The 16,790-nt window shown below is 34.8% G+C and carries 19 protein-coding genes; 11 read left to right on the top strand and 8 right to left on the bottom strand.

Annotated elements, in window-relative coordinates; genetic code table 11:
- The first annotated feature begins 79 nt into the window (after nt 1–79).
- The 3 genes from CUC15_RS20445 (at nt 80) to CUC15_RS08090 (ending at nt 1,185) form a co-directional block, all read left to right on the top strand.
- On the top strand, nt 80–283 hold the full coding sequence (locus tag CUC15_RS20445; RefSeq protein WP_114916169.1) for a hypothetical protein: 204 nt from the start codon (nt 80–82) through the stop codon (nt 281–283).
- 155 nt (nt 284–438) lie between these two features.
- The gene (locus tag CUC15_RS20255) at nt 439–603 is read left to right on the top strand and encodes a hypothetical protein (RefSeq protein WP_205317672.1); all 165 of its coding nucleotides are present in this window, start codon (nt 439–441) and stop codon (nt 601–603) included.
- Nucleotides 604–915: 312 nt separating this feature from the next.
- A complete protein-coding gene (locus CUC15_RS08090) occupies nt 916–1,185 on the top strand; it encodes a hypothetical protein (protein WP_114916168.1) in 270 nt (89 codons plus the stop codon).
- A gap of 149 nt (nt 1,186–1,334) precedes the next feature.
- Here CUC15_RS08090 and CUC15_RS08085 read toward each other — a convergent pair whose 3' ends face one another.
- The 4 genes from CUC15_RS08085 to CUC15_RS08070 all read right to left on the bottom strand — a co-directional run bounded on the left by CUC15_RS08085 (nt 1,335) and on the right by CUC15_RS08070 (nt 6,065).
- Entirely contained in the window at nt 1,335–1,649 is a 315-nt protein-coding gene (locus tag CUC15_RS08085) for a DUF3892 domain-containing protein (RefSeq protein ID WP_114916167.1), read from the bottom strand.
- A gap of 14 nt (nt 1,650–1,663) precedes the next feature.
- Nucleotides 1,664–1,858, bottom strand: a complete 195-nt coding sequence (locus tag CUC15_RS08080; RefSeq protein ID WP_114918412.1) for a gamma-type small acid-soluble spore protein — start codon at nt 1,856–1,858, stop codon at nt 1,664–1,666.
- 183 nt (nt 1,859–2,041) lie between these two features.
- Nucleotides 2,042–5,254 carry a DEAD/DEAH box helicase gene (locus tag CUC15_RS08075; protein WP_114916166.1) on the bottom strand — a complete coding sequence of 1,071 codons (3,213 nt, stop codon included), beginning with the start codon at nt 5,252–5,254 and terminating at the stop codon, nt 2,042–2,044.
- A gap of 76 nt (nt 5,255–5,330) precedes the next feature.
- A complete protein-coding gene (locus tag CUC15_RS08070) occupies nt 5,331–6,065 on the bottom strand; it encodes a YqjF family protein (RefSeq protein WP_114916165.1) in 735 nt (244 codons plus the stop codon).
- 154 nt (nt 6,066–6,219) lie between these two features.
- Here CUC15_RS08070 and CUC15_RS08065 point away from each other — a divergent pair, with 154 nt between their 5' ends.
- Complete coding sequence (locus tag CUC15_RS08065; RefSeq protein ID WP_114916164.1) at nt 6,220–6,426, top strand: YjzC family protein; 207 nt, start codon at nt 6,220–6,222, stop codon at nt 6,424–6,426.
- Between the two features lie 88 nt (nt 6,427–6,514).
- Nucleotides 6,515–7,219: a DUF421 domain-containing protein gene (locus CUC15_RS08060; RefSeq protein WP_114916163.1), complete on the top strand. Its 705-nt coding sequence runs from the start codon at nt 6,515–6,517 to the stop codon at nt 7,217–7,219.
- A 108-nt stretch (nt 7,220–7,327) separates the two neighbouring features.
- Here CUC15_RS08060 and CUC15_RS08055 read toward each other — a convergent pair whose 3' ends face one another.
- Both CUC15_RS08055 and CUC15_RS08050 read right to left on the bottom strand, forming a co-directional pair.
- Nucleotides 7,328–8,197, bottom strand: a complete 870-nt coding sequence (locus CUC15_RS08055) for a metallophosphoesterase (protein ID WP_114916162.1) — start codon at nt 8,195–8,197, stop codon at nt 7,328–7,330.
- Nucleotides 8,198–8,264: 67 nt separating this feature from the next.
- Nucleotides 8,265–8,831 (bottom strand): YkoP family protein, encoded by a 567-nt coding sequence (locus tag CUC15_RS08050; protein ID WP_114916161.1) that lies wholly within the window; start codon nt 8,829–8,831, stop codon nt 8,265–8,267.
- A 144-nt stretch (nt 8,832–8,975) separates the two neighbouring features.
- Here CUC15_RS08050 and CUC15_RS08045 point away from each other — a divergent pair, with 144 nt between their 5' ends.
- A complete protein-coding gene (locus CUC15_RS08045; protein WP_114916160.1) occupies nt 8,976–10,079 on the top strand; it encodes an MGDG synthase family glycosyltransferase in 1,104 nt (367 codons plus the stop codon).
- Between the two features lie 82 nt (nt 10,080–10,161).
- Here the strand turns inward: CUC15_RS08045 and CUC15_RS08040 are convergent, their stop codons facing one another.
- Nucleotides 10,162–11,343: a DHH family phosphoesterase gene (locus tag CUC15_RS08040; RefSeq protein WP_114916159.1), complete on the bottom strand. Its 1,182-nt coding sequence runs from the start codon at nt 11,341–11,343 to the stop codon at nt 10,162–10,164.
- Between the two features lie 212 nt (nt 11,344–11,555).
- Here CUC15_RS08040 and CUC15_RS08035 point away from each other — a divergent pair, with 212 nt between their 5' ends.
- The 5 genes from CUC15_RS08035 to CUC15_RS08015 all read left to right on the top strand — a co-directional run bounded on the left by CUC15_RS08035 (nt 11,556) and on the right by CUC15_RS08015 (nt 15,983).
- Nucleotides 11,556–11,744 carry a hypothetical protein gene (locus tag CUC15_RS08035; RefSeq protein WP_114916158.1) on the top strand — a complete coding sequence of 63 codons (189 nt, stop codon included), beginning with the start codon at nt 11,556–11,558 and terminating at the stop codon, nt 11,742–11,744.
- A gap of 404 nt (nt 11,745–12,148) precedes the next feature.
- On the top strand, nt 12,149–12,790 hold the full coding sequence (locus CUC15_RS08030) for a PspA/IM30 family protein (protein ID WP_114916157.1): 642 nt from the start codon (nt 12,149–12,151) through the stop codon (nt 12,788–12,790).
- 38 nt (nt 12,791–12,828) lie between these two features.
- Entirely contained in the window at nt 12,829–13,857 is a 1,029-nt protein-coding gene (locus tag CUC15_RS08025; protein WP_114916156.1) for a TFIIB-type zinc ribbon-containing protein, read from the top strand.
- Complete coding sequence (locus CUC15_RS08020; protein ID WP_114916155.1) at nt 13,858–14,640, top strand: TPM domain-containing protein; 783 nt, start codon at nt 13,858–13,860, stop codon at nt 14,638–14,640. It begins immediately after the preceding gene.
- A 350-nt stretch (nt 14,641–14,990) separates the two neighbouring features.
- Nucleotides 14,991–15,983 (top strand): SPFH domain-containing protein, encoded by a 993-nt coding sequence (locus CUC15_RS08015; protein ID WP_114916154.1) that lies wholly within the window; start codon nt 14,991–14,993, stop codon nt 15,981–15,983.
- Nucleotides 15,984–16,080: 97 nt separating this feature from the next.
- Here CUC15_RS08015 and trmB read toward each other — a convergent pair whose 3' ends face one another.
- Nucleotides 16,081–16,731: a tRNA (guanosine(46)-N7)-methyltransferase TrmB gene (gene trmB / locus CUC15_RS08010; protein ID WP_114916153.1), complete on the bottom strand. Its 651-nt coding sequence runs from the start codon at nt 16,729–16,731 to the stop codon at nt 16,081–16,083.
- Nucleotides 16,732–16,790 lie beyond the last annotated feature (59 nt).

Here is a 16,790-nt window from a genome sequence, read left to right as displayed (position 1 = left end):
CAATACGGTAACAAATGAATCTAGTATTTTTATCTAAACAATGTATAATAGAAGCAAATATAAGAGGAGTGTGATAATCATGGCATATTCTAAAGCCAATAAGAAGCGTCGAAAATTAATACGTGAAGGTAGAATAAATCCAGAAATTAATCGTAGTCCATTTTCACGGCTTAATTTACGTACAAGAAAGACTAAAAATAAAAAAGATCAGATGTACAGGACTAAACATAAGAATCGTTATTCACATAATAGTGAAAACGATTCTTTTTTTATTTTTACTTAATCTTAATTGTAAATAGATAGAAATTATCAATTAAATTGTGTAAGTTCTACTTTATAGATCATTTAACAGCTCTTTTTAATGCTCTCTTAGGATAAGATTCAAGAAATAGGAAACAAATAAGATGGCATAAGGATATCTTAAGTGAGGTGATAGCGATGAAACTTCGAAAATTAACTTTAGGTATGATTACTGCAATCCTTTCTACCGGGGTATTGTTTGGATGTGGTACAGTACAAGATGAACAGGAACCAGACCCATCCGAAGAACCTTCTGAACAAATGCAGCAAGATGAAAATGAAATGGATGGAACAAATCAATAATTGATATTCACGAAGCCTTCATTGTTAATATGATGGCTTCATGAATATTATCAAAATAAAGAATGAATAAGACTAAGTCGAAATAATACATCTCTTTAGTAATTAAATCCATTCAATATATCAAATCTCTTTAACCATTTGAGAACCTATCGACAAATCTAATTATGCAATTCCACGAAATTAATATTACCTTCTGCAGAAAGAAAATGGAAAATTAAAATCAGTATAAATTACATGTGTTTCTATAAACTAACAATGTTCCACATAGATAGGAACGATAGATCACAACAAAATTAAAAGGGTGATATTAAAATGAACAATCGTCAAGGTATAATGACAGCGTTAATTACTACAGCTGCTGCAGGTGCAGCTATTTATGGTATTACTAGAGGTGTTCAAAATGGAACATTTCAACGTTTGCCTGGCCAATTATCTAATACGATAAACAATCCAGCTGTTCAACAATTTACAAAACCTTTACAAAACATGGTAAATAATGAGAATATGCAACAACTTACAAACACACTTGGTTCCAACAACACTCAACAGCAGAATGAAAACAATATAAATAATAGCCTATGAATAATCAAACGGATGGTTTTCATTGAAAACCATCCGTTATACATTTTAACGTGAAGTGTATTACCGGAGCAGCCAGCCAGTGAACACTCATTTCCTAATGTAGTTCACAGTTTATCTGCAGTAACAAATGATACGATTTAGCCTACTAATTAGAATAAAGGGAGATTACTTAAATTATTTTCTTTAACCCCATCTGGTTCACTGCGAATAATGTCTCTTCCATACTTATGAAATACATCAATATGGGCAATATTACCGGCCTTTGCTTCTTCTAGGGCAGTTATATAATCCAGTTCACGACCAGTATTCGTTTTGAATGCAATCATATCCCCAGAATCATTTTTTCTCACTGCAATTATTTCTTCTTGTCCGTTTAACAGTTCTTGTCTTGCTTCCACACTAGATTGTTGTTCACTTTGATTCCGGTATTCATTAAATATTTTTTCAAAGTCTTTTTTCATCAGATTCTATCCCCCTTTTATTCTAGCCTCGACTGTTGAATATCCCTTTTAACTTCTTCGATATTTGTGTCGCTGTAAATTCCAGTACCATGTCCCCCAGTTGTTTTAGCAATCCATTCCTTCACTTCATTATAGGACATGCCTGATTGCTCATTTTTCTTTTTTACTGCGTCGATATTTGTACCAGCAACCGTAAATTTTTCATGATCCATATCATTATTCACTATTAACTTCTCCCTTTAATTGTTTCCCTTTAGATTGTCCCGAAAAGAAGTTTTTAAGCATCATGCGGCGAAAATATATTCCCACAGTATGCATGATTACTTAAAACAGCCAAAGTAATGATTCCATTACTTTGGCTGTTTTCTCTAAAATTATTATCGACTACATAGAAGCTATATTTTCAATATCTCTCGAATATCATCTTCCGTAATTCCAAATGTCCCCTTCTCTTCTGTATCTATAATTTCATCAATCATTTTCTTCTTCTTATCCTGTAATTCATTCATTTTTTCCTCAATCGTTCCACGAGTAACAAGCTTAATCACTTCCACTACTCGCTCCTGCCCCATTCGATGTGCGCGATCAGCAGCCTGCTCTTCCACAGCAGGATTCCACCAAAGATCGTATAAGATTACAGTATCAGCACCAGTCAAATTTAGACCTGTGCCACCTGCTTTTAAAGAAATTAAAAATAAATCGCGTTCTCCATTATTGAACTTATCACAGAGCTCAACCCTTTCTTTAGATGGGGTTTGGCCATCAAGGTAGAAATACGGGAGGGCTTGATTTACTAACGCTCGACCAATTATATCAAGCATTTTTGTAAACTGAGAAAAAATTAGTACCCTTCTGCCAGATAATCTGGATTCCTCAATAATATGCATCAACTGCTTAAATTTTGCTGAGTCCCCTTTATAACCTTCTACGAAAAGTGCAGGGTGACAGCAAATTTGCCGTAATCTGGTTAATCCCGCTAATATCCTAATTTTATTCTTTCTAAAAGTACCCTTATCCAAGTGTTTAAACGTGTCATGTCTTAATTTGGCGAGGTAAGCAGCATAGAGTTTCTTCTGTTCCGGCAGCAGTTCCACCGATTCAATCTGCTCCAGTTTTTCAGGGAGCTCTTTTATGACATCCTCTTTCATTCGGCGAAGTAAAAACGGTCGAATTCTTCTGGACACTTGTTTCCTTGTCAGATTACTAAAATCCTTCAGTCCACCGAATAATTCAGGAAAAACAACATGATAAATTGACCAAAGTTCTTCCAGCGAATTTTCTATTGGTGTTCCAGTAAGTGCGAAATAATGATCCGCTTCTAGCTTCTTCACTGCTCTAGCAGTTTGTGTGAAAGGATTCTTAAATGACTGTGCCTCGTCAAAAATCACTGTATGAAATGCATGCTGATTATACCAGTCGATATCACTTCTAAGTAAAGGATAGGATGTAATTAGCACATCAATTCCGTGCGCATTTTTTTGAAGGCTGCTTCTTTCAGTCTTATTTCCATCTATGATTAATGCTTCTATTTCGGGAGCAAATTTCATAAATTCATTTAACCAATTATACGTAACAGAAGAAGGAGAAATAATGAGAACTTGCTGCTCTCTTTTCCGCAGTTCATGGAGTACGGAAAGAACAAATGTAATACTCTGGATTGTCTTTCCAAGTCCCATATCATCAGCAAGAATTCCACCAAATCCGTATTCTGCGAGAGTCTTCATCCATCTGTATCCTTGTTTTTGATAGTTCCGCAGTATCAAGTCTAAACTTCTTGGTACCTCAATCGTATCGTTATCCGGGTCTAGAATGTTATCCAGGAACTGACGAAAGGATTCTTCAATCTCGAAGGTTGTTCGATCATTAACTGAATCAAGCAACCTGATTCCATTGACAAGCGGTAAGTTCAATCCGCTCTCCAAATCAATTTCCTGTGCTGGAGCCGCCTGAAGAAAACGCTGAATTTCTTCAAATTCTCTAGTTTCCAATGATAGAAGTGATCCATTTCGCAATCGATAATATTTACGTTTTTCTTCAAGTGCTGACAATAGTTCCGGTATTTCCTTTTCTGGGATACCATCCATATCAAATTTAAATTCCAGCCAATTTATACGGTCTTTTTTAAGCTTCACCCTGATTTTAGGGCTTTTATTAACTCTAGCAATTCGATTTCTAACTGCGGTAGTTGCATAGATTTGCACTAGATCCTGCAATTTCGGAACGACATGATATAAAAATTCATATTCTAAATCTTCATTATGAAAAAAATACCCTTCATCGGTTTTAGTGAATGCACTATCATCCATAATTAGGAGAATTATTTCTTCCCGCTCTATATCTCTTATCACCATTGTACTCCCTGGACCATCTTGTTCCTCTAATGGATTAATCACTACATTTCCATAATGGAATTCAAGCCCTGCGAGCAGACGATTCCTTAATCGATCTAAATATAGTTTGGCGATTAGTGGCGTTTGGGAAAATTGTGCTGCGAGGCGTTTCGTTAAATGGACATTTCCGAGTTTCTTTAATCCCTGTAGCCCTTTGTCCAAAAAAGCATCAATATATTCCTCTGAAATAAAAATTTGATTGGTTTTTGATGCATCTAGCATTTGCTTCAGTTCCAATAGTTGATTTACCTTCTGCATCTTTAAAGAAATTAACTCTCCATCATGAAGAACAAGCTGATAATCTTTTAATAAGAATAGCTTGTCGAGACCTTCGATTTTAAGTTCGTACCCTTTCTCTGTATCTGCAAATTCAAATTGGAGTGGAAGTTGTTTTTCTACGATTGACAGTCTTCCTACAATATCATCGTTGTACGAAAGCTTTACAGATGGCACTTTCGTAAGTAAGGGGGCAAGCCTTCCCCATGATGATGGTGGAATTCTTTGCATTTCTCGATTTCGGTTATATTCAGTTTGTTGATCTGCAAACAATTTTTCATCATCCATAAGTTGAATAAGCTGGTTAATAACTGCATCATTTTGTTGTGAAAAGCAGTGTAGTGTTGGGTCAAATATAAAAGAAGGAGAAATTTTTGATGCTTCCCCTTTTTTCACTTGCATCAGAAAATTGTGTATATCACTTAAAGTAACTGAATTGATAATTATTTTAATTCCAATGTGCTGGCTGGCATCATCTTTAGTGAATACGTTACATAAAAACGTTACTCCAATTAATTCTCTGTTTTCAAAATGGAGTTGGTGGCCACTTTTTCGAAGGGGTTGGTCATCGATAAGTGTCAGTAATCCATCTGCCAATTCCATATTTTTATCGGTGTTGTTTACAAGGTCTAGCTGGTGGTTCCTTTTAGAGTCGACCCCACGCCGCTGTTCATGAATCGCTATTAATACGGCAGCAATATGCTGGCAATCCATATTATAGGATGATAATTTGGGACAGCTACAGGATGCAATAAAACGTTGGTTGTTATCTTGCTCAATTGTCACTTGGAAAACTTCTTTACTAGTGACATTAGCTTCACATCTTTCAGAATTAAAATTTTCGATTGTTACTTTATCATTACGATAAAAAGCGTCTCCTCTTTTAAAGGAGACGATGCCACATCGATCTTGAATGATTTTTTGATTCAGCTTTATATTCAATGCGCAGCTCCTTTCCGTACACATTATGACACTATTATATCATTAATCGTCTAATATTTATTTGATTACATTCCCATTACTTTTCCTTCTTTATCATCCAATTTAAAGCAACTTTCTCTCGGGCATAATGCAGAACCGCTTCTTCTCCAAACAGTGCATTAGGAACCATTGGCAAGGCCAGTTCTTCCAACTTAATTTTTACATGCTGAATCTCCCACTGCTTATGATGAAGATCACTCCTATACAGCATGCCACCCTTAAACGTCCACGAAAAATACCGCTCGAGCAGCCAGTAATCATGACTTCCTTTTTTCGGATAAAAGGTTTTCCCTATCGGTCGATAATTCCCTTTCAACTTCACTTGTTCTTTTCCTGTACTTGTACTAGAAAAATGATAGACATCATCTTTTTTGCTTAGTTTCATCTGCGCATGAAAATAAGGAAGTGTTGCCAATCTGGCACCAACCACAGTAAATAAATTATTTACATCCAAGCTAAAAAAATAAACTCCCGAGACGCCCTTTCGCTTTACATAAGTTCGGACATTCAATTCCAAATAAGATCGTAAAAATGGGATTGATGGCAATTTTCGAACTCGCATTTTACTTACTTTAAATGGAATAACACTAATCCATGCCTGTCCTTCAAAAGTATCAAGAACCAGTCCAGGTGGTATGAGCCCTTTCATAATTTCTATTGGAACAGGCCAGCTGATAAACAACAAATGCTCCCACTTTTGCATCATAAACCAATGACCAGATGGTAATGGATAATCACGGTGATTGGTGCTTTTTAGTATGTCTTTGATCATGTAAGTTCTCCTTCGTTACTACTTTTAGTATTTTCATTAGCTTCTGGTTTATGCAATTTCTAATCGTTCAACTATGAGAGAACCTATTTTTTCCAGTTATGTACGATATATCAATAAGCCATAATAAGGGTAATCAATAATAAGGAGTGAGAAAATGGGAGGACATGGCAGCAATCAGTTTCGTGCTGGGCAAAAAGCACCGAATAATGGTGTTTATATAGAGATTGGAGAAACAGGCAGCATGGTAAATGATCCGCAAAAAATAAAGCTTGAAGCTGGAGAGAAATTTCCAGAAAACACGAACCAAAATCGAATTTGGGTAAATCAACGGAACCTCTCTAAGCCTAGTGTTCAAGGATAAAGTTCATTCAATGGGGGTTTTCTTTTCCCCATTGATTAGATAAAGCTTCCTTGATATACATCGCTTCAAGTCGCAAAGGGTGAATTTGATGGAATTCTTTAGTGGTCAAGAGTCTCTAAATGCCATTCAATGGGCTTTAAGAGCAATTATCGCCTTCTTTTTCTTAGTTTTTATTGCAAAAATAATGGGACAACGATCGATTTCACAATTAAGATTCTTGGATTTTGTTCTAGCGATACTAATTGGAAATATTATCTCCCATCCTTTATCCGATGAAGGATTAGGGTTAGAAGGCTCGATTATTACGATGTCCGTATTAGTTACGTTATACCTTTGTGGAGTATTCTTAAGTCTAAAATGGGATACTTTGAGAAAGATTTTTGATCCGCCACCTATAGCTCTTATTGAATATGGCAAAATTCATTACAAAAATTTAAAAAAAGCGAGAATATCAATTGATTTCCTTTTATCCGAGTTACGAAAAGAAAGGGCGGAAGATATTCAAAAAGTAGCACTTGCACTATGGGAGCCAGGTGGAACGATTTCAATTTTTTTATATCCACAGCACCAGCCAATCACACATTCCACTCTTGCGACACCAATGCAGCCTTTCCACTTACCTAAAACAATTATTAAAGAAGGAAAGATTGAATACAATGAATTACAAAAAATTGGTAAAGACGAGAAATGGGTAATAGATAATTTAGCAACAACGCATAACCAAAAGATAGATAATATATTATTAGCTACTATTGATGAGAATAATAACTTTAAATTATTTCTTTATAATTAAGGCTAATTTCGTATGATTTGTTGCTAAATGGAAAAACAGTGAGGTCTGCAGTCGATTCATGCAGTCCTTACTGTTTGATTAACGTGCCAAATTATTTATTTTACATTTTTATCCAGCGATATTAGTATCGTTTATTGCTAGCTTATTATTTTGCTCAGGTGATAATTGCAGATTATGGAAAGTAATTTCTGGACGGCTTCCGATTCGAATATTTACTCCTGTTTGGCCAAGACCTTCACTTATATAAAACTGTCTCCCATTGTATTCTTGCAAGCCTTTGACCATGTTCATCCGAACTAATTTTCCCATTTTTACAAGATGATACGGTTTTGGCCAATAAATTTGCCCGCCATGAAAATGACCAGAAAGCAAGTAATCAAAATGATATCCGGACATCTCTAGTACGATATTTGGATCATGTGTTAAAACAAGATTATACCCTTCCTCTAGTCCTTCATAAGACTTTATTAAATTACTACGGTTTGTACTAAAATCATCTATACCGATAATGTTAAATGATTTTCCATCTACTATTATTCTTTCATTTTCGTTTTGCATCGTTTTAAATCCATATTCATTTAATAATTCCTTTAAACGAGTAAAGTTTGGATTTCGTAATACATAATCATGATTACCAAATACAGCATAAGATCCATAAACAGGATTTAATTTATTCAAAGTTTCCAAATATGGAACAAGTCGAGGTATACTTCGTTTTCTATCTAGAAAATCTCCAGTTATTGCAATTATATCAATAGCCTTTCCTTTTAATTCTTTATATAATGCTTCAGGTGTTATCGAAATATTCTCGATATGCATATCAGAAATATGCAAAATTCGAAGTGGTGTATTCTTATCAATTTGAGGATCTTCTTCTACTTTTATATCATTTATTACAACAGAATGTGTATTTTTATAGCCTCTATAGAAAAAGCAGCCTATTACTATCAAGAAAATCGCAACAATAAAATATGTCATCTATTCCCCTCCTCTACTCTAATTATAAAGGAGCATGAGGGACATTATTAGTTGTAATTTATGGATATTAACTTCCTTGTTTATATTTGTTTAATAATCCTTCCTTTGACATGAATAGGTAGACAGGTTGCGGCATTTCTTTATTGAATTTGATGGAGGACAATACATGGATTGGAAAAAAAGATACTCTTTTAAATAATTTGTAATATAAATTATGAATCGGATAGACTTCAAAACCTAATTTCCTACTTCCTTTATATAAAGATGTAATGCCAATCAACCCCTTAATTTCATGTTCGTCACGATGCATTTGAATATAATCGGCAATGGACGGAAGGGACTCTTTAACACTCCTATAAGTAAATAGAGCTTTTCTAACTTCACTATCATATTCTTGTACTATTCTTAGTAATTTAACATTATGCAAATGAATTTTTAAAAGCGAATCATTTTTATTTATTATCGTACCGTCTGATAACGTTACTTTATGCCCTTTGTACTTTGTTAAACGAACACGAATAATGATATTTTCTCCAAATTCGTTTTTAATATAAACTAGACGCGTAAAACGGAAATATATTGAATCAATTTTTTTCCACATAGAAAGGCATTTTTTTTTGACATGCAGGTTCATATTATCTCTTTCTCCTTACAAAATAATAGGGAAATCAATCATATTTTGGATTAAACAAAGTGTAACTATTACTGGTAATTATAGGTTTTTAGAATGAAATATATTCAGCATCACAAACTATCACCTGAAGGAGGCAAATGAATAATGTATCGAATATTATTTATGCCCTTATTACAAATACCTTCAGGACATCACCATGTTGCTGATAGTATACGGGATCAATTAAATCTATCGTCAGGAAATTTTCATTGTGAAAAAGTAGAGATTTTATCGTTTAGCTACGGTAAGATGGAAGCATTAATATCAGCCATTTATTTACAATGGATTCATAAGCTTCCAGGTCTATATAGTGAGGTTTATAAACGAGCTGCTGTAAAAGGGCGAGTGATAAATAAGCACTTTTATCTATATGAAGGTTTATTTCTAAAGAAAGTACAACATCTACTTGAGCAAGCAGAACCAGATCTAATTATTTGTACACATGCTCTTCCATCTTTTATTATCAGCCGTCTGAAGAAAAGGAACCTTTGGGCGGGTCAGGTTATTAATGTTTACACAGATTATTTTATAAATAAATTATGGGGGATTGAAGGAATAAATTATCATTTTGTACCAAGCTTACAGGTTAAAAATGAGCTGTTAGAGCAGGGAGTTCAGAAGCAGCAAATTTTTGTAACCGGGATACCAATCCATCCAATATTTAGAACTCTAAAGGTCGCTCCATTAAAAAAATGTACCTGCACTGTTTTGATAAGTGGAGGCAATATGGGGGCTGGTTCAATCCAACAGCTTTTGGATCACTTAAATCCATCAGGTTCGATTTTCTATAAGGTGCTTTGTGGGAAAAACATAGATCTATTTCAATCTATTGAACGACTGAATCATTCACACATAAAACCGCTTCCTTATCTAGAGTCAAAAGAAGAAATGAATCACTTATACAATGAAGCAGATGCTATCATTACCAAACCAGGAGGAGTAACCATTACCGAAAGTCTATGGAAAAAGCTACCTATCTTTGTGTATGAGGCATTACCCGGACAAGAAGAAATAAATTTAAACTATTTACAAAGACAAGGATTGATTTTTCATTTGGACTATAAGAATTCTTCTATTAATGTGGAAAATAAGATACTTGATATATTAAGTAATCGTTTACCCCAATTCAACAAGCATTTAGAAACATTTTATAACGGTTTTGAAAAAAATGATGTTTCACATATAATAAATAAAATATTAATGTCATGAAATAGGCACGATTCTTATTTTCCTGAATCGTGCCTATTTATGAGTTAATTATTATGCCTCGTTACAAACGTCATTTAGAAAATCATTCCACATTTCTCACCTTATTCTTTAAATACTCAACAAACGTATCATCCCTAACAAGCCAAGCTTCATAATTCCTTTTTAAGAAGCTTTCCCCTTCCTCGAAACTTGTAAAGGTTTGTTCCAACTTTATTTTATTATATTCGATCACCCATTCATATTCGTTTAAAGGGTAAAGAAGAAAGATATCTTCTGTTTTGTTTTTATATAGTGAACCAAAAGTAGATCGTTTTAAGTTATATCTATTTCGTTTCGCATCTTCTCGTATTGGATCCAAGTGAAACGTATCAGCAACAAACAATTTATATGCTTCATCTGTTAAAGAACAACCAGAGGCTTTTGCATGCCCGCCCCCATCGTAATGGCCAGCAACTTCAGATACATCAACCTCATCATGAATCGTTCGAAAACCGATTCTTTTTCCACCGATATTTAATATAGCGATATAATCAAGATGGGGATAATCCTTTCCAAGTTCATTTCCAAGCTCCGAGTGATACGATTCCGCATAAACAATACCAGCAAAGTGTTTGCCTATTTTGGTCTGGACAAGCTGCCTTCTTTTACGGCGAATGTAGCGTTCAATTTTGTCATCTTCCATATCCAATATTTTCTCTTCAAACTCATCAAAGTAAAAATGTTCACTATTTATAAGACGATTGATCATTATTTCTTCAAACTCATCAATCGAAATTAGGAAGAAGAGCGCATTAAGCTGGCGAGCTTTTTGGTTATCATTTTTTTCCCATTCCCATGTATCGTACTGTCTAACGAGTTCGACGAATTCTGCTACAGCGGTTGAAGACTCCATAAGTTGTTGCTCAACAAGATATTCATAAAATAAAGAAGTCGCTGAAGTTAAACTGCCTTCTTCATTTTTAACTATGACCCTTCCCCACTTATATTCGTTAAACGAAAGCGCAGTTTTATGATGATCAATTAGCTGTACTTTCCCTCCAGCTATGAAAAATTCATCGATTCTTTTTTCGTTTTCTTCATTTACAGACAAATCGGTAATAAATAAAAATGTTTCCTTGTTATCATTTTCCAAAAACCATTCAACTTGCGCATTGAGACTTGAAATTGAATTGTAGCGGACTTTCACCTGATTACCAAAAGCAATTTTCGCTAAAATACCGCAGCCAACCCCATCTAAGTCATTATGTGTTAGTAACTTATACATTTTTTCACCTCAGAGTGTAGTATTGTTACAACTAGTGAATATTATTGACAAAATCCATAATTAAAATTACCTAATTTATATGGTGTTTTTTTTAAAAAAAGGGGCAATATATATTTTGTAGGCAAGAACCTACACTTTCGAAGAACAAATAAATGAAGACATTACTGCTTCTAAGATGTTCTTTTTTTGCCTAAAAAAAGGAGGGTATTTAGATGAACAACGACCAAAAGAATTTCAATCGTAACGATCGTAATGACCGCAACAACCGTAACGATAATAAGCAAAACCAAGAAGTTGATAACGTGGAATTTGCGGAAGAGTTTTTAGACGGGAATGTAGATCGAAACAACCGACAAAACGATAATAATCGTAACCGTAATCGTAATGACCGTAACAAATAATTAATACAATATATACAAAACACCAGTACCTCGAATTATTATTATTCAGAGTACTGGTGTTTTCTTTATTTATTTTAGTAAAATGACCATCCGAAGCAGTATGATGAGATAACTATGTAAATATTGTTGGAATAGATTAAGAGCATTAATCGGTGGTGGAGCGGCTTAGGTAGGACTCGATCGACAAGTGGCCTTGGACGGATAACTCCTATGTTTGAGCAACCTCTAATTCAAAATTCCCACAATTAGGAGAAAGTGATTCGAAACTTCTCCATTTCATTAATTTGCTATAATGAAGTGAAACTTTATCCAGATTTAACCGTATTACCAGTGGAATATAAATATTTCTTTATTGCAGAAGCATACATATTTTATTACGTATTTATTTTTGAAGGAGGATGTGCATGGGAATTTTGAAGCGATTCAAAGATATCATGGCAAGCAATATTAATCCATTAGTTGACAAAGCGGATAACCCTGAAAAAATGATTAATCAATACTTAAAAAAACTTAATCTTGATTTTGGTGCAGTTAAAGCAGAAACAGCTTCCGTCTTAGCTGAGGAACAACGGGCAAGAAGAGCACTTAATGAATGCAAATCCGATATAAATAAAATGCATCGATATGCTGTAAAAGCATTGGAGAATGGCAATGAGGATCAGGCAAGGAATTTCCTTGAACGAAAATCTGCACTTGCTACAAAAGAATTAGAGTTGCAAGCTTCATATGATTTAGCCTCGGCCAATTCAATAAAAATGAAACAACTCCGTGAAAAACTTTCTACTGATATCCATTTGTTAGAAACTCAATTTTCAGCAATTAAAGGCAATTCAATGGCTGCTAAATCTCAACAAAGAGTCAACTCATCCGCTTTTAATGATATGGAGGAAAAAGCGAATTTCGCCTTAGACGAAGCAGCGGCTCTTGCCGAGTTAAGGAAAGATCCTTTTGAAGAGTTGGATAGAACAGTAGTAACCAAGGAAAATAAACTTGATATTGATGTAGAATTAAATAATATAAAAGAACAATTAGGGGACGGAAAATAAAAACCGCAATTCCGCTAGTTTTAGGGGGGAAAACAACGATGGTAATTCAATATAAATGTCCTAACTGTGGTGGGGAAATGATTTTTGACAGTAAAAGCGGACTGCTAACTTGTCAAAGTTGTGGCAGAACTGACAATATTGAGGGATTTTCTGACGAATATATTACAAAGACCTTTTCAGATGAAGAGGCAAAAGAGTACCAATGTGAAAATTGTGGTGCCGTTATAATAACTGATGCCGATACTACCGCTACTTCCTGCAGTTTCTGTGGTGCTGCCGTAGTTCTCGGTGATCGCTTATCCGGAATATTAGCACCTGCCAGAGTACTTCCCTTTACCATTAGTAAAGAGGAAGCAAAAACAGCCTTTCAGAAATGGTGTAAAAATGGAAGACTAACGCCTAAAGATTTTATGGAAGCAAACCGCATTAAAGGTATAACTGGGATATACGTCCCTTTTTGGTTATACGATTTAAACAGTGATGCCAAGGTTGATGCGGTTGGTACTAAGGTTAGAACCTATTCAAGAGGAGATTATAACTATACAGAAACCAAATATTACGATATCTACCGCGATATCGACCTTAATTTTCAAAAAGTACCTGTCGATGCATCTGAAAAATTAAATGATGAACTGATGGATAAACTAGAACCATTTGATTACAACAGTTTAAAGGAATTTAAAACGCCCTACCTAGCTGGTTATATTGCAGAGAAATACAATTATGATGATAATGAGATGCTGCCAAGAGTGAAAGCTAAAGTAGATAAATACATCGATTCATATATTCACTCTACGATTTCAGGCTATCAATCTGTAAGATATAATAATAAAAGAATTAATACGAAGAGCAAGAATAGTTATTATGTACTTTTGCCTGTCTGGATGTTTTATTACGATTACAATAAGTCAGAACATATTTTTGCAATGAATGGGCAAACAGGAAAAGTAGTTGGCAAACCCCCTCTTAGTTTCGGTAGAATTGCTGCTTGGTTCGGAAGTATTGCTGGTGGCGGTTTTATTACACTCAAGGTAATTCAATGGCTATTATTAGGAGGTTTGTTATAAATGAAGAGAAAATTATCCTTCTCGCTTATTTTTTCATTTATTGTTCTCCTATTCTTCTTCGCATTATTACCTAGTGGGACCTTAGCAGCGACAGATTCAAAGCAAAGAATCTATGATTATGCTAACCTGTTAACTGAGGAAGAAAAGAGTCAATTAGAAAAATTGGCCAGTGAATATGGTTCTGAAAATGAAACAGACTTTGTCATTTTAACTACAAATGATACAGAGGACAAAGATATTGTCCCATATATGCAAGACTTCTACGATGCACAAGCACTAGGTTACGACAAGCCACATGGTAATACTGCAATTTTAACACTTGATATGAAGAGCAGAGATGTATATTTAGCTGGATTTTATAAAGCAGAGGAATATTTAAGCGATAGCAGATTAAATCAAATTCGCAATAAGATTATGCCTGATTTATCAAATGGAAACTATTACGACGCATTCACTACTTTTATGGAAACCTCAGCTTATTATATGGGAATCAGCCCTTGGATTAACCCTGAACTGTTTGTTTTCAAGCTCTGGTTTCAAATCCTAGCACCGATTGCCTTAGCAGCAATCATTGTTGGTCTAATGGCATTCAATTCAGGTGGAAGAGTAACCGTTAATGAACGAACCTATTTAAATACAGCACAAGTCAACAGAAGAAAAGATCGTTATATAAGAACAGCAGTAACCAAAACAAGAAAACCATCAAATAATAAAAGCAGTGGCGGTGGAGGCGGAAGAACCGGCGGCGGCCACTCACATAGCGGAAGCCGTGGAAGTTTTTAATAATACCGTTGTTTTCGAATATTTTTTTACAATTAATATAATAAATTAAAAAATTGATATTAAGTGCGAACTAGTCATAATTTGATTTTTAATCTGTAGAGAAGTTGCCATTCACAAGACGTCATTCTTTTATGGTGTTTCTGCACTCATCTAGGAAGGAAATACACGAAGACTCCTGCGGGAAGAAGAGCCTAGGTGAGACTCTGAAGTGCGCAAGCACAAAGAGGCTCACCAGCTCCCCGCGGAAAGCGTAGTGTATTTCCGTAGCTGTGATCTAGAAAGTTAGTTCGTTTTATCAAACAGTGACAAAGAATACATGAAAGATAATTGAGAAAGGAATGAATGAATATATGGGATTTTTTAGCAGCCAATTTTCTGATGTGGTAGAATGGGAAGAATTTAGAGATGACATGATTTTCTGGAAATGGACAAATAGAGAAATAAAAAAAGGCAGTAAATTATTTATCCGTCCCGGTCAAGATGCAATATTTATTAATAACGGTAAAATTGAAGGTATTTTTCAAGATGATGGCGAATATAACATCGAATCTGAAATCATTCCATTTTTGTCAACATTAAAAGGTTTCCGTTTTGGATTTAATTCTGGCCTTCGAGTCGAAGTCCTATTTGTCAATACGAAAGAATTTACCGTTAAATGGGGAACAAAAAATCCAATCAATATTCCCTCCCCTACCCTTCCTGGTGGCATTCCAATTCGAGCCAATGGAACATTCAACTTTAAAGTAAATGATTACATCTCGTTAATTGATAATATTGCGGGTGTAAAAAGAACTTATCTAGTTGAAGACGTTAAGATAAGGATTACTTCTATTCTTGATCAACTTCTAATGAAGTGGATTACGAAGGAAGGTAAAGATATGTTTAACTTACAATCAAATGCATATGAAATAGCAAAAGGGATTCAGGAAGATCTAGACATGGAAATTATGAATAATGGGATGTCTATAACTGGCTTTACAATTATGAGCTTCAATTATCCTGAGGAAATCCAAAAGATGATTACCAAGTCTGCTTCACACGGCATGATTGGAGACCTTGGCAAGTACCAACAGGTCTCCATGACAGACGGGATTGCTTCTGGAAAAGTTAAGGGCGGAAGCACAGCTTCCGATATGACTGGTATGATGATGGGGATGAATGTTGCAAATGAAATGATGAAAAATATGAGACAACAAAATCAAGAGTCCAATTCACAAGCCACTACTCAAACAAATCAAAATATTCCGAGCAACAATGGAAAAAAACCTAATTTCTGTCCGAACTGCGGAGAAAAAGCAACTGGAGCAAACTTCTGCCCTAACTGCGGCCAGAAATTAGCTTAGAATGGTGTCTTACATTTAGCCGCCCAATTTTAATTAATATAAATACAAAAGCTGTCTCACAGGTTGCATAAACTTCCTTGTGAGACAGCTTTTTCAATTAGATTGAACTATTACCGAATCTTGCCCTGCAGCGGTAAATAACTTGTCCTTTAGACGAGAACTTTTCTTCATATTCCGTCATGACATTTGTTTCATCGTTAATCGCATGTAGATCTAGATTTACTTCCTGCAATTTCATACCATAGTCAGTGAAGCTAACAAGCGAATATTCAAACAATCCTCGATTATCCGTTTTAAAGATAAGTTCCCCATCCTGCTCAAGTATTTCTTCGTATTGCTCTAAGAATGACTGGTATGTTAATCTTCTTTTCTCATGGCGATTCTTTGGCCATGGGTCTGAAAAATTTAAATAAAGAGTAGCTATTTCATTTTCTCCAAACATTTCACGCAGGTCGCTGGCATCTTCATTTAATAATAAAATATTATCTAATCCAGAAGCTAACACTTTTTCTGCTGCTGAAACGATAACGCTTTTTGAAATCTCAATTCCGATGAAATTTACTTCTGGATATTGTTTTGCCATCCCAATTAAAAATTGTCCTTTTCCAGTACCAACTTCCAAGTGGATTGGCTTATCATTCCCAAATACCTTTTGCCAATTCTGGCGATGATCTGTTGCCCTTGGGACAACAAGATGATTATTTTCTTGTAAAAATTCATCTGCCCAAGGTTTATGTCGTTGACGCATGATTTTACCTCTCTTTACTTCTAAACTTTGTATAAAAAAATAATTATGATGAAAACTAG

The organism is Oceanobacillus zhaokaii, assembly GCF_003352005.1.
GTDB classification, from domain to species: Bacteria; Bacillota; Bacilli; order Bacillales; family Amphibacillaceae; genus Oceanobacillus; species Oceanobacillus zhaokaii.
Note: the sequence above shows the minus strand (reverse complement) of the source record. Positions and strands in the feature narration are given on the sequence as shown.

What these genes read in the sequence shown, in the direction of transcription:
- CUC15_RS20445 (WP_114916169.1), top strand. Translation starts at nt 80, where the DNA reads ATGGCATATTCTAAAGCCAATAAGAAGCGTCGAAAATTAATACGTGAA.
- CUC15_RS20255 (WP_205317672.1), top strand. Translation starts at nt 439, where the DNA reads ATGAAACTTCGAAAATTAACTTTAGGTATGATTACTGCAATCCTTTCT.
- CUC15_RS08090 (WP_114916168.1), top strand. Translation starts at nt 916, where the DNA reads ATGAACAATCGTCAAGGTATAATGACAGCGTTAATTACTACAGCTGCT.
- CUC15_RS08080 (WP_114918412.1), bottom strand. Translation starts at nt 1,858, where the DNA reads ATGGATCATGAAAAATTTACGGTTGCTGGTACAAATATCGACGCAGTA.
- CUC15_RS08070 (WP_114916165.1), bottom strand. Translation starts at nt 6,065, where the DNA reads ATGATCAAAGACATACTAAAAAGCACCAATCACCGTGATTATCCATTA.
- CUC15_RS08065 (WP_114916164.1), top strand. Translation starts at nt 6,220, where the DNA reads ATGGGAGGACATGGCAGCAATCAGTTTCGTGCTGGGCAAAAAGCACCG.
- CUC15_RS08060 (WP_114916163.1), top strand. Translation starts at nt 6,515, where the DNA reads ATGGAATTCTTTAGTGGTCAAGAGTCTCTAAATGCCATTCAATGGGCT.
- CUC15_RS08055 (WP_114916162.1), bottom strand. Translation starts at nt 8,197, where the DNA reads ATGACATATTTTATTGTTGCGATTTTCTTGATAGTAATAGGCTGCTTT.
- CUC15_RS08050 (WP_114916161.1), bottom strand. Translation starts at nt 8,831, where the DNA reads ATGAACCTGCATGTCAAAAAAAAATGCCTTTCTATGTGGAAAAAAATT.
- CUC15_RS08045 (WP_114916160.1), top strand. Translation starts at nt 8,976, where the DNA reads ATGTATCGAATATTATTTATGCCCTTATTACAAATACCTTCAGGACAT.
- CUC15_RS08040 (WP_114916159.1), bottom strand. Translation starts at nt 11,343, where the DNA reads ATGTATAAGTTACTAACACATAATGACTTAGATGGGGTTGGCTGCGGT.
- CUC15_RS08035 (WP_114916158.1), top strand. Translation starts at nt 11,556, where the DNA reads ATGAACAACGACCAAAAGAATTTCAATCGTAACGATCGTAATGACCGC.
- CUC15_RS08030 (WP_114916157.1), top strand. Translation starts at nt 12,149, where the DNA reads ATGGGAATTTTGAAGCGATTCAAAGATATCATGGCAAGCAATATTAAT.
- CUC15_RS08025 (WP_114916156.1), top strand. Translation starts at nt 12,829, where the DNA reads ATGGTAATTCAATATAAATGTCCTAACTGTGGTGGGGAAATGATTTTT.
- CUC15_RS08020 (WP_114916155.1), top strand. Translation starts at nt 13,858, where the DNA reads ATGAAGAGAAAATTATCCTTCTCGCTTATTTTTTCATTTATTGTTCTC.
- CUC15_RS08015 (WP_114916154.1), top strand. Translation starts at nt 14,991, where the DNA reads ATGGGATTTTTTAGCAGCCAATTTTCTGATGTGGTAGAATGGGAAGAA.
- trmB (WP_114916153.1), bottom strand. Translation starts at nt 16,731, where the DNA reads ATGCGTCAACGACATAAACCTTGGGCAGATGAATTTTTACAAGAAAAT.